This window comes from Streptomyces sp. 7R007 (genome assembly GCF_054850255.1).
Map to the genome: position 1 here is coordinate 15620 of NZ_JBTWMV010000015.1, position 12116 is coordinate 27735.

The following is a 12116-nucleotide window of genomic DNA, read 5'->3' on the forward strand; positions in this document are numbered from 1 at the left end:
GGCCCCAGGTGGACGGGGTCGATTTTCGGCCAAATCAGCGGCAGGAGGGCAGGCTTGGCCACGCTCCGTACAGGCTCTGCGCACCGCCCGGCGCACGCACAGTCCGGGAGGCGGAGCTCGCCTCCCGGACCGGTCCGCCGCCCGCGGGGATGGAGGCGGCGGTGTCCCCCAGCCCACTGGATCCAGTACAGCGGGCCGACCCACGCAGGGTTCATGGAACCGCTCCCGGGATGGCCGGAGAAGAGCGCACGCACGGGCGCACGGCCACACACCGGGAGCACGACGCAACAGCCCGTATCGGGCCCGCACTTCAGTACGGACCACAATCCCGCCATCCGGAACAATGCCTCTTAACGCTTGGGATGCGGCGAACTACGCTGGGTTTACGAATGCCGCGTGGTTATGCCAGCGCGGCAGCCGTCTGTGTCGAGGGGTGGCGCATGTCCAGGGAGCAACGCGGGCCGAACGAAAAACTCGGCGCCGTTCTCGCCCTCGCGGGAATCAGCAACGCAGGCCTCGCCCGTCGCGTCAACGACCTTGGCGCACAGCGGGGACTGACACTTCGCTACGACAAGACCTCGGTCGCGCGCTGGGTGTCGAAGGGCATGGTGCCGCAGGGCGCCGCGCCGCACCTCATCGCCGCCGCGATCGGCCAGAAGCTCGGCCGTCCGGTGCCGCTCCACGAGATCGGCCTGGCGGACGCGGATCCCGCACCCGAAGTGGGCCTCGCCTTCCCCCGGGACGTCGGACAGGCGGTGCGCTCGGCGACGGAGCTCTACCGCCTCGACCTCGCCGGGCGCCGGGCCGGCTCCGGCGGCATCTGGCAGTCGCTGGCCGGTTCGTTCGCAGTAAGCGCGTACGCGACGCCCGCCTCACGGTGGCTGATAACCCCGGCCGACAGCTCGGTGGCGCGCGAGGTGAACCACGCGGACGGTTCCGGCGCACCGCTCAAAGTCGGCCACAGCGATGTGCAGAAGTTGCGGGAGGCCGCCGAGGACGCCAGGCGCTGGGACTCCAAGTACGGGGGCGGCGACTGGCGTTCGTCGATGGTGCCCGAGTGTTTACGGGTGGAGGCGGCACCGCTGCTGCTCGGCGCGTACTCGGACGAGGTGGGCCGGGCGCTGTTCGGGGCGAGCGCCGAACTGACCCGGCTGGCGGGCTGGATGGCCTTCGACACCGGTCAGCAGGAGGCCGCGCAGCGGTACTACATCCAGGCGCTGCGGCTCGCGCGCGCGGCGGCCGACGTGCCCCTGGGGGGCTATGTGCTGGCGTCGATGTCGCTTCAGGCGACGTACCGGGGCTTCGGCGACGAGGGCGTGGACCTCGCGCAGGCCGCGCTGGAGCGCAACCGGGGACTGGCCACCGCCCGCACCATGAGCTTCTTCCGGCTCGTCGAGGCACGCGCGCACGCACGCGCGGGTGACGCGCACGCGGCGGGCGCGGCGCTGAAGGCGGCGGAGGGCTGGCTTGAGCGGTCCCGGGAGGGCGACAACGACCCCTCCTGGCTGGGCTTCTACTCCTACGACCGGTTCGCGGCGGACGCGGCCGAGTGCTACCGGGACCTGAAGGCGCCCCGGCAGGTACGCCGGTTCACCGAGCAGGCGCTGTCGAAGCCGACGGAGGAGTTCGTGCGCTCGCACGGGCTGCGGCTCGTGGTCTCGGCGGTCGCGGAGCTCGAGTCGGGCAATCTCGACGCGGCGTGCGAGCAGGGCGTGCGGGCGGTGGAGGTCGCGGGGCGCATCTCGTCGGCGCGGACGACGGAGTACGTCAAGGACCTGCTGCACCGGCTGGAGCCGTACGGCGACGAGCCGCGGGTGGTGGAGCTGCGGGAGAGGGCCCGGCCGCTGCTGATGGCTCCGGCGTGAGAAGGCCGCCCTCCCCCTTGCACGGCGTGCGCGTGTCCGGCGTTTGAAGTGACTGTCAGTGGCGCAGTGCACTATCGAGGTGGGAGGTGGTGCAGGTGCGTGCCGGGATCGCGTACGACTGTGACGTGCTGGTGATCGGTGGTGGGATCGTCGGGTTGTCCACCGCGTTCTCCATCACCCGGGCCGCGCCGGGCACGCACGTGACCGTGCTGGAGAAGGAGCCGGGGCCGGCCCGGCACCAGACGGGGCGCAACAGCGGGGTCATCCACAGCGGGATCTACTACCGGCCGGGCTCGCTGAAGGCGCGGTACGCGGTGCGCGGTGCCGCGGAGATGGTGAAGTTCTGCGCGGAGTACGGCATCGACCACGCCGTCACCGGGAAGCTGATCGTCGCCACCGAGCGGGACGAGCTGCCCCGGCTGCACGCGCTCGTGCAGCGCGGCCGGGAGAACGGCATTCCGGTACGGGAGCTCGGCGCGGCCCAGATCGCCGAGTACGAGCCGGAGGTGCGCGGGCTCGCCGCGATCCACGTCGGGACCACCGGGATCTGCGACTTCGTGGGCGTGGCACGGCAGCTGGCGCGGGCCTCGGGCGCGGAGATCCGGTACGGGGCGCGGGTCGAGCGCGTCGACCGGAGGCCGGCGCTGGGGGTCGCCGTACGGACCCGCGGCGGGGACGTCGTACGGGCCCGGGTGCTGGTGAACTGCGCCGGGCTGTACTGCGACGAGGTGGCCCGGATGACCGGGGACGAGCCCGGGATGCGGATCGTGCCGTTCCGGGGGGAGTACTACGAGCTGGCGCGGCCGGGGCTGGTGCGCGGGCTGGTGTATCCGGTGCCGGATCCGGCGTTCCCGTTCCTCGGGGTGCACCTCACGCGCGGGATCGACGGCGGCGTGCACATCGGACCCAACGCGGTGCCGGCGCTGGCCCGGGAGGGCTACGGCTGGGGTGTCGTCCGGCCGCGGGAGGTGGCCGGGACGCTGGCCTGGCCCGGGTCGTGGCGGATAGCGCGGGAACACTGGCGTTACGGCGCCGGGGAGCTGCGCCGGTCGGTGTCCAAGGGGGCCTTCACGGCGGCCGTGCGCAGGCTGCTGCCGGCGGTGACCGAGGACGACCTGGTGCCGGCGGCGGCCGGGGTGCGGGCGCAGGCGGTGCTGCGGGACGGGACGCTGGTGGACGACTTCCTGATCAAGGAGGGGGCACGGGCGGTACACGTCCTGAACGCACCGTCACCCGCGGCCACGGCCTCCCTGCCGATCGGACGGGAGGTGGCGCGCAGGGCACTGGCGGTACTGGGCTCGGCGTGAGGCGGGAGGAGTGGCACCCTGACGCCAGGCGGCGAGGGCGCACGCTCTGACCCGACTCAAGACGACGAGCGCGCACGGTCTGACCCGACTCAAGACGACGAGGGCGCGCGGTCTGAGACGCGTCCGCGCCGATCTCCCACCTGTCCGCCCGATCGCCGACCTGTCCGCGCCGATCTCCCACCTGTCCGCGCCGGGCTCGGACGCGTCCGCGCCGGACTCGGACGCCTCTGCACTGGTCTCGGACGCGTCTGCACCGGACGGCACCCGCCACCAGACCGCACCCACCACCGGACGGCACCCACCGCCAGACCACACCCACCACCGGACGGCACCCACCGCCAGACCACACCCGCCGCCGGACGGCGTCCGCCCCGTAAAATCGGCAGCACTGTGTCTGAGTCGCTCAACGCCCCCGAAACCCCCCAGCCCGCTGCGCCCCGGCCCACCGAGGCCGTGCCCGGTGAGCTTCCCCCGCACATCCCGGGTGTCTCCGTGCGGCACACCCGGGCCAAGGGGGAACCCCGGTTCCCGGACGGGCCGAAGGCCGATCCGGCCGGGTCCCACTTCGAGCGCCGCATCCGCAGCTTCCAGCCGCGGCGCAGCCGGGTGACCGCCGGGCAGGCGGACGCGCTGCAGCGGCTGTGGCCCAAGTGGGGGCTGGACATCGACGGCGGGCGGGTCATCGACCTCGCCGAGCTGTTCGGCAACACCCGTCCCGTCGTGCTGGAGATCGGCTTCGGCATGGGCGAGGCCACCGCCCAGATGGCCGCCGCCGACCCGGACACCAACATCCTCGCCGTGGACGTGCACACCCCGGGCCAGGGCAACCTGCTGAACCTCGCCGACCGCAACGGACTGTCCAACATCCGCGTGGGCAACGGCGACGCCATCATCCTGCTGCGCGAGATGCTCGCCCCGGACTGCCTGGACGGGCTGCGCGTGTACTTCCCCGACCCCTGGCCCAAGAAGCGGCACCACAAGCGGCGGCTGATCCAGCCGGAGTTCCTCGACCTGGCCGCGGCCCGCATCAGGCCGGGCGGCATCGTGCACTGCGCGACCGACTGGGAGCCGTACGCCGAGCAGATGCTCGACGTGCTCGGCGCCCATCCGCAGTTCGAGAACACGCAGCCCGACGGCGGTTTCGCGCCGCGTCCCGACTTCCGGCCGCTGACCCGTTTCGAGGGGCAGGGACTGGACAAGGGACATGTCGTGAACGACCTGCTGTTCCGGCGCGTACAGCACCACGACCAACCCCCCACCGGCGCCTGACACCCAGCGGGCCCCCGGGCCCTCCTGCGGGCGGCGCCATCCCTCGTTAGGGTCAATGCCGTGACCACCAGTCCTCCGTACCCGACACATCCGCCGTACCCCAGCGGTCCGGTCGGCGGCGGAGTCCGGCACGCGCACTGGTGGCAGCGCCGATGGGTGCGCTACGGCGCCCTGAGCACCCTGCTCGCCCTCTCCGGACTCGTCATCCTCGCCCTGGTGCGCGAACAGACCGGCACCGAGGGGTTCCTGGTCGGGCTCGGCCTCGCCGTGCTGCCCGTGCCGCTGCTGACAGCCGCCTTCCGCTGGCTCGACCGGGTCGCCCCGGGCCCCTGGCGCAACCTGGTGTTCTCCTTCGCCTGGGGCGCCTGCGCGGCGGCGCTGATAGCGATCGTGGCCAACAGTTTCGCGACCAGATGGATCGCCACGGCGACGGCGGACCCGTCGAGCGCGGACACCCTCGGGGCGACGGTCATAGCGCCCATCGTGGAGGAGTCCGCCAAGGCCGCCGCCGTCCTGCTCGTCTTCCTCTTCCGCAGACGGGACTTCACCGGGATCGTCGACGGGGTGGTGATAGCCGGGGTCACCGCGACCGGCTTCGCGTTCACCGAGAACATCCTCTACCTCGGCACCGCCTTCGGCACGGACCAGCTCACCGGTGACCGCGGGATCGCCTCCGTGACCGCCGCGACCTTCTTCGTGCGCATCATCATGTCGCCGTTCGCGCACCCCCTCTTCACCGTCCTGACCGGCATCGGCTTCGGGCTCGCCGCGATGGCCGCGGAGCGGCAGCATCTGCGCCGGGTGCTCGTGCCGTTGTCCGGGCTGCTGCTCGCGATGGGCATGCACGCGATCTGGAACGGCTCCTCCACGTTCGGGGAGTACGGGTTCTTCGCGGTCTACGCCGCGTTCATGGTGCCCGCGTTCGGGCTGCTGACGTGGCTGGTCATCTGGACGCGGCAGCGGGAGCTGCGGACCGTGCGGGAGGAGCTGCCGGCGTACGTCGTGGCGGGCTGGCTGACGCCGGGCGAGCCGTACGCGCTCGGGTCGATGCGGGCGCGGCGCATGGCCCGCGGGTACGCCCGGCACCACTTCGGGAAGCCGGCGGCGCGGGCGGTGGCGCAGTACGAGGCGTACGCGACCTTGCTGGCGTTCCTGCGGCACCGGGGGCGCCGCGGGCGGGCCGGGGCCGACTTCGTCGTACGGGAGCGGGAGTTGCTGGGCGAGCTGTGGCGACGGCGGGAGGTCGCGGCGCCGGCCCTGGATCACGCGGCACGGATGACGGCGCCGGCGTGGCGGCCACCGACGGCCTACGGGCACGCCGGGGGCTACTACGGGTACCCCGGGCACCACCAGGGGCACCCCGGGCACCACCAGGGGTACCCCGGGTACCACCAGGGGCACCCCGGCTACCCGGCGGTGCCGTATCCCGCGTACAACCCGTATCTGTCGTAATCGCCGCGGAGGGCCCGGCACCGCCGGACCGCACCCTCGCGGCTGCGCGCCGCCGCGTCGGCAAGGGATGGGCCGGCAGGTAGCGGGACCCGAACGAGCCGCGGACTACGCCGACGCCTGCGTCAGGGTGTTCAGTTCGGCCTGCGTCAGGGTCAGGTCCGCCACGCCCAGCAGGGCCGGCAGCTGGTCCACCGTGCGGGCCGAGGCGATGGGCGCCGCCACCGTGGGCTGGGCCGCGAGCCAGGCCAGGGCGACCGTGGCCACGGGCGCGCCGTGGGCGGCGGCGATGTCGTCCAGCGCGGCCAGGACCCGCTGTCCCCGCTCGCTGCTCAGGTACGCGCCCGCGCCGCCCGCCCGCGGGCTGTCCACGGTCGCGCCGGGGCGGTACTTGCCGGTGAGGAAGCCCGAGGCGAGGGCGTAGTAGGGGACGGCGGCGAGGCCGGAACGGGCGGCGAGGTCCTGGAGGCCGCCTTCGTAGGTGTCCCGGGAGACCAGGTTGTAGTGCGGCTGGAGGGCGACGTACCGGGCGAGGCCCTCGCGGTCGGAGAACTCCAGCGAGGCCGCGAGCCGCTCGGCGGAGATGTTGGAGGCGGCGATGGCCCGCACCTTGCCCGCCTTCACCAGCTCGTCCAGCGCGCCGATGATCTCCTCGACCGGCACCTCGGGCTTGTCGTAGTGGGTGTAGTACAGGTCGATGTAGTCGGTGCCCAGGCGGCGCAGCGAGGCGTCGGCGGCGGCCTTGATGTTGGCGGCCGACAGGCCCTGGTACTGCGGGTGCTGGCTCACCTTCGTCGCGATCACCACGTCGGAGCGGTTGCCGCGCGCCGCGAGCCACTTGCCGATGATCGTCTCGGACTCGCCGCCGCTGTTGCCGTCAACCCACGCGGAGTAGGCGTCGGCGGTGTCGACGAAGTTGCCGCCGGCTTCCGTGTAGGCGTCGAGCACGGCGAAGGACTGCGTCTCGTCGGCGGTCCAGCCGAAGACGTTGCCGCCCAGGGCGAGCGGGAAGACCTCGAGGTCGGAGGAGCCGAGTTTGCGGAGTGAAGTCATGTCTTATGTCAACGCACCCGCCGCGGCCCGGCCTTCCGCAACACCCGCAAACTTCCCGTAAACAATCGGAAGGCACGGCTCCGGAAACCCCGTGTCAGGGGTTGAGGCCCTTGCCGCGCAGCCACGTCATCGGGTCGATGCCGTCGGCCTGGCCGTTCGGGTGGACCTCGAGGTGCAGGTGCGGGCCGGTCACGTTGCCGGTGGCGCCGACGCGGCCGATGACGTCGCCCGTGCCGACCTTCTGACCGACGCTGACGCTGATCGACGACTGGTGGCAGAACCACAGCTCGGTGCCGTCGTCGAGGGTGATGATCGTGCGGTAGCCGTACGACCCCGCCCAGCCCGCCTCGGTGACGGTGCCGGAGTGGACGGCCTTGATCAGCGTGCCCGTCGGGGCGGCGAAGTCGAGGCCCGTGTGGTAGCCGGAGGACCACATGGAGCCGGCCTGTCCGAAGGTGCCGGTGATGGTGTACGACACGACCGGCAGGGTGTACTGCTTGGCCAGCTCGGCGAGCTTCGCGGCCTCGGCCGCCTTCTTGGCCGCCGCCTCCGCCTTCTCCTTGGCCGCCTCGGCCTTGGCCGCGGCCTCCTTCTCCGCCTGCGCGGCGGCGGCGTCGACCTGCTTGGCGAGGGCCGCCTCGGTGACGGACTGGGCCTTGCTGTCGACCTGGACCTGCTGCGACTCGGCCTGCGCCATGATCCGGTCGCGCAGCGCCTCGCCCGCGTCCTTGGCGCCCTGCGCGGTGTCCTCGGTGGTCACGCCGACGCTGCTGAGCACGGTGGCCGAGCCCTTGGGCGTGGCGTCGTGGTCGGAGAGGAGGGGCAGGTCGGGGAGGGAGATCGACACCGGCGGCTTGCCGGTGTTGGCGCTGGCCATGCCGCCCGCGCCGACGGCGGCTATGAGGCCGACGCCCAGGACGGTGGAGCTGCGGGCGAGTCCCCCGCCGCGCTGCTTGGCGATGCGGTGCCGGCCGGCGACCGGACGGAGGGACTCCGCGGTGGGGTTCCACTCCTCCCACTGACCCTCGTCGGTGCGGGGGCCGGCGAAGCCGAAGGGCTCGGTGCTCGGCACGAACGGGGCTGCCGGGGCAGGCGGGTTGGACGCCACGTGGGCGCGCTCCTTTCCTTCCTTCTCGCCTACCGGGTTAGCTGACGGGTTCGGAGCAGGAAGGTCTCCTACGCGCGTATACCTGCCGTGGTTCCACGGCGGCATCCGCGTGATTCACCCCAGGGTGGTGGTTCCCCGGTTCCCTTGCGGGATTCGGCGCGTGCGCACGGAGCCGCCTCTTGTGACGGCTGGGACGACCGCGCTGCGTTATCGAACGTTAATAGACCCGGGCCACCGATTCCAAGCGGTTCGGCTTGATCATTAACGAATCCTGGCTGGACGTAGGGCTCATGGGCGGCGAAAAACGGGCGAGTTGACCAAGGCTCGGGATCTTCACAGCGATTGACGGTATGTCAGTCGTTATGCGGAGGGCGGTCGTTCGCTCACCCGCAGTGACGGGGGGGATGGGAAGAGGCCGGGGAAGCACTCAGGGCCGGAATCCGGTGGCTGGCACTGGATTCCGGCCCTGAGCCGTGAGTAGCGGGGACAGGATTTGAACCTGCGACCTCTGGGTTATGAGCCCAGCGAGCTACCGAGCTGCTCCACCCCGCGTCGGTGTGACTCCAGTGTACGCCATGCGCAGGACGTCGAGCACACGCATGGCCTGGTGGCGTCACGGATGGAACCGCCACCGGCCCTCGGACACCACATCCACCTCGCCGTCCCGGACGCGCACGGCCGTGTCGTCGTCGAGGAAATAGATCGGGAAGTCCGCGCGCGCGACGATGCGGTCGGCCCAGGCGTCGTCCCGCTCGGGGAAGTCCGGCGAGTACAGGTGGGGCTTGAGATACCAGTCGAAGAGCCCGAACGGCGGCTCCAGACCCGTCGCCCCGAGCGCGTGGAGGTCCGCGGTGTCCCCGATGACGTCGGCGGAGTGGCCGGTGAGATGACGGCTGAAGATCATCGATCCGGCGCTGAAGCCCACGTAGACCCGGCTCTCCAGCGCCTTGAGGAAGCCGTCGGCCAGGCCGTTGCCGGTGATGCTGCGCGCGAGGTGGTAGTGGTTGCCGCCCCCGGCGTAGACGACGTCGGCGTGCAGGAGCCGGTCGAGCACCGTCCGCGGGGGCAGGCCGTTCAGCTCCAGGACGTCGAACTCCCGCCAGCCGAGGCCGTGCAGCCGGTTCATGTCGGCCAGGAACCACCCGTGGTCCCCGGGCTCGGCGAGGGAGGCCGTGGGGATGTACACGGCGTTCGCCGCTCCGAACGGCCTGTCCAGCATGTCCCGCAGGGCGTCCCGCAGCGTCTCGTTGCGCAGGCCGCTCGCCGTCAGCAGAAGGTTCATCGGGCGAGCGAAGCACGGTGGACGGGCGCGCGCAACGAACCCGGGATTCCCCTCATGCGGGCGCTCAGGGCAGCAGGTGCGCGTTCGGCGCCTTCGCTCGTTCTTCGTGCTCCGGCAGTACGACGACCTCGACGCCCCGTGCCGCGAGCAGGCCGGTGCCGTCGGCGTCCGGCACGAAGGTGTCCGGCTCGCGCCACGCCGTCACGACCCGGCGCACCCCGGCGTCCAGGATCAGCCGTGCGCACGGCCTGGGCCGGGAGGCGCGGTGGGCGCAGGGTTCCAGGCTGCTGTAGACCGTCGCGGTCGCGAGCCTCGGGTCGGCCGGGTCCAGCTTGGCCAGGGCCGCCTCCTCGGCGTGGACGACCGGGTCGCCGCCCTCGCGGGAGTGGCCGCGGGCCAGTTCCGTGCCGTCGGCGGCGACGATCACCGCGCCGACGCTGAAGGCGGTCCGGGAGGGGGGACACAGCGCGGCCAGGTCGCAGGCGAGCCGCAGCCAGTGGTGGTCGGCGGCGGAGGGGGCGGGGCCCGTGCCGGGTGCCGTGGGCTCGTAGCGCATCAGCACGACGTCCTCGATCCGCCGGGTCTCCAGCAGGCGCAGGCGTCCGCCCTGGTAGGCGCCGGGGCCGAAGAGGCGGGGCGCGTCCGGGTCGCCGACGAAGAGCGGGGCGAGCACGAGCTGGAGTTCGTCGGCGAGGCCCTGCTGGAGGAGCTGGGTGTGGATACGGCCGCCGCCCTCGACCATCAGGCGCGCCACGCCCCGCACGTCGTGCAGGTGCGCCAGGAGGCGGCGCCAGTCGAGGTCCGCGCCGAGGGACACGACGTCGGCGGCGACGCCGAGAGCGCGGGCCCGCTCGGCGCCCTTGTCCGTCGTGTAGAGGACCTTGTCGCCGCCCGTGTGCCAGAACCGCGCCGCCGGGTCCAGGTCGCCGGAGCCGCTGACCGTGACCTTGAGGGGGTACTCGGGCCGTCCGGCGGCCACGCGGGCCGCGCGCCGTTCGGCGGAGTTCACCAGCAGCCGCGGGTTGTCGGCGCGGATCGTGCCGGCGCCGACCAGGATCGCGTCGACCGAGGCCCGTACCTCGTCGACGCGGTCGAAGTCGGCCGGCGAGGACAGCAGCAGGCGGTCGGGGCCGGTGTCGTCGAGGTAGCCGTCGAGGGAGACGGCGGCGGACAGCAGGACGTGGGGGTACGGCATCGGGCGCGCTCGCTCTCGCAGGCCGGGGGACGCTTGGTTAAAGTTTGAAACAAACCTACACTGGTGGCATGACGACTCGCTGGCTCACACAGAAGGAGCAGCGCGCCTGGCGCGCGTACATCGCGGCGACGCACCTCCTGGAGGACGCGATCGACCGCCAGCTCCAGCAGGACGCCGGCATGCCGCATCTGTACTACTCCATCCTGGCCAACCTCTCCGAGACGCCCGAGCGCAGGCTGCGGATGACCGACCTCGCCGAGAAGACGAAGATCACCCGCAGCCGGCTGACGTATGCCGTCACCCGGCTGGAGAAGGACGGTCTGATCCGGCGCGAGAACTGCAAGTGGGACAAGCGGGGCAGCATCGCCGCGCTGACCGACGAGGGCATGGCGGTGCTGGAGCGCACGGCGCCGGGGCACGTCGAGATCGTGCGGGCGGCGCTGTTCGACCGGCTCTCCGCCGAGCAGGTCGAGCAGTTGGAGGAGATCAGCTCGGTGATCCTCAAGGCGCTGGAGGGAGACGAGGCGCCCCGGCCGACGGCCGACGAGGTGCCCTGGCGGCGCCGGTCCTCGCCCTGTTCCGGGCCGCCCTCCGCGTGAGCCGCGTCGCACCGCGGTGAGCGGCACCGCAAACCTGTTGCTTCAAATTTAAAGCGTGGGTAGGGTCCTCGACCGTAAGCCTGTTTCAAATCTGAAGCAGATGCCCACCGGAGCTGGGAGAACCCGCATGTCCGACTTCCCCGCCGCCACGCCGCGCTCCCGCGTCCGGGTCCCGCTGCGCTTCCACGACGGCTACAGCGTCGACACCGAACTGGTCACCTTCCACGGCCTGGCCGACGGCCAGGAACACGTGGCCGTCGTGCTGGGCGACCCGGCCCCCGGCACCGTCCCGTTGGTCCGGCTGCACTCCGAGTGCCTGACCGGGGACGTCTTCGGTTCGGCGCGCTGCGACTGCGGGCCCCAGTTGCGCGAGGCGGTGGAGCGGATCGCCGAGCGCGGCGGCGTCCTGCTCTACCTGCGCCAGGAGGGCCGCGGGATCGGGCTGTACAACAAGCTCGACGCGTACGCCCTTCAGGACCGCGGCCTCGACACGTACGAGGCCAACGCGGCGCTGGGGCTGCCCGAGGACGCCCGCGACTACACGGCCGCCGCCCAGATGCTGCGCGCGCTCGGCATCGACGAGCTGGACCTGCTGTCCAACAACCCGGACAAGGCGCAGCAGTTGCGCGATCTGGGGGTGACCGTCCACGAGCGCGTGCCGACGGGCGTCTTCACCACCGCCCACAACGTCCGCTACCTGCGCGCGAAGGTTCTGCAGACCCAGCACACGCTGCCGCTGGCACAGCTCAGCGCCGGCTGAGCGAGTGGGAGGGGCGGGAAGGCGGGCGGCGTCCATGACAGACGGGAAAGGGACGCCGCCCGCTCGAACCTAAGATGGACCCCGGCGATTGTCAACAATTTCGTTCACCAATGCCGGCCCGGGGTGACTCGGTGATCGCACGCCGGCCGCCGGCCGGCAGACAGGCAGGCAGGTGGGCGAGCAGGCAGGGGTACTTTGGCCACCGTCCCCCTCCGAGCAGACGGGAGTT

At 72.1% G+C, this 12116-nt stretch carries 10 protein-coding genes, 1 tRNA gene and 1 riboswitch; of the genes, 6 read left to right on the forward strand and 5 right to left on the reverse strand.

Annotated elements, in window-relative coordinates; translation table 11 throughout:
* The first annotated feature begins 440 nt into the window (after nt 1-440).
* From ACYF6T_RS20695 to ACYF6T_RS20710, 4 genes are all read left to right on the forward strand, one after another.
* Entirely contained in the window at nt 441-1865 is a 1425-nt protein-coding gene (locus ACYF6T_RS20695; RefSeq protein ID WP_461698279.1) for an MFS transporter, read from the forward strand.
* Between the two features lie 95 nt (nt 1866-1960).
* On the forward strand, nt 1961-3172 hold the full coding sequence (lhgO, locus tag ACYF6T_RS20700; RefSeq protein WP_461698280.1) for an L-2-hydroxyglutarate oxidase: 1212 nt from the start codon (nt 1961-1963) through the stop codon (nt 3170-3172).
* 390 nt (nt 3173-3562) lie between these two features.
* On the forward strand, nt 3563-4441 hold the full coding sequence (gene trmB / locus ACYF6T_RS20705) for a tRNA (guanosine(46)-N7)-methyltransferase TrmB (protein WP_461698281.1): 879 nt from the start codon (nt 3563-3565) through the stop codon (nt 4439-4441).
* Between the two features lie 60 nt (nt 4442-4501).
* Nucleotides 4502-5893 carry a PrsW family intramembrane metalloprotease gene (locus tag ACYF6T_RS20710; RefSeq protein WP_461698282.1) on the forward strand — a complete coding sequence of 464 codons (1392 nt, stop codon included), beginning with the start codon at nt 4502-4504 and terminating at the stop codon, nt 5891-5893.
* Between the two features lie 105 nt (nt 5894-5998).
* Here the strand turns inward: ACYF6T_RS20710 and ACYF6T_RS20715 are convergent, their stop codons facing one another.
* The 5 genes from ACYF6T_RS20715 to ACYF6T_RS20735 all read right to left on the reverse strand — a co-directional run bounded on the left by ACYF6T_RS20715 (nt 5999) and on the right by ACYF6T_RS20735 (nt 10528).
* Nucleotides 5999-6943: an aldo/keto reductase gene (locus ACYF6T_RS20715; protein ID WP_461698283.1), complete on the reverse strand. Its 945-nt coding sequence runs from the start codon at nt 6941-6943 to the stop codon at nt 5999-6001.
* Between the two features lie 94 nt (nt 6944-7037).
* Nucleotides 7038-8051: a M23 family metallopeptidase gene (locus ACYF6T_RS20720; protein WP_461698284.1), complete on the reverse strand. Its 1014-nt coding sequence runs from the start codon at nt 8049-8051 to the stop codon at nt 7038-7040.
* A gap of 12 nt (nt 8052-8063) precedes the next feature.
* Nucleotides 8064-8220, reverse strand: a riboswitch (cyclic di-AMP (ydaO/yuaA leader).
* A gap of 309 nt (nt 8221-8529) precedes the next feature.
* A tRNA-Met gene (locus tag ACYF6T_RS20725) sits at nt 8530-8603 on the reverse strand.
* A 61-nt stretch (nt 8604-8664) separates the two neighbouring features.
* Nucleotides 8665-9333 (reverse strand): Type 1 glutamine amidotransferase-like domain-containing protein, encoded by a 669-nt coding sequence (locus ACYF6T_RS20730; protein WP_461698285.1) that lies wholly within the window; start codon nt 9331-9333, stop codon nt 8665-8667.
* 64 nt (nt 9334-9397) lie between these two features.
* The gene (locus ACYF6T_RS20735) at nt 9398-10528 is read right to left on the reverse strand and encodes a dihydrofolate reductase family protein (RefSeq protein ID WP_461698286.1); all 1131 of its coding nucleotides are present in this window, start codon (nt 10526-10528) and stop codon (nt 9398-9400) included.
* Between the two features lie 68 nt (nt 10529-10596).
* On the opposite strand from ACYF6T_RS20735, the gene ACYF6T_RS20740 reads away from it, so the two are divergent.
* Together ACYF6T_RS20740 and ACYF6T_RS20745 are read left to right on the forward strand one after the other, a co-directional pair.
* A complete protein-coding gene (locus ACYF6T_RS20740; protein WP_461698287.1) occupies nt 10597-11127 on the forward strand; it encodes a MarR family winged helix-turn-helix transcriptional regulator in 531 nt (176 codons plus the stop codon).
* Nucleotides 11128-11254: 127 nt separating this feature from the next.
* Nucleotides 11255-11887, forward strand: coding sequence for a GTP cyclohydrolase II (locus ACYF6T_RS20745; protein ID WP_461698288.1), 633 nt, complete (start codon nt 11255-11257; stop codon nt 11885-11887).
* The last annotated feature ends 229 nt before the right edge of the window (nt 11888-12116 follow it).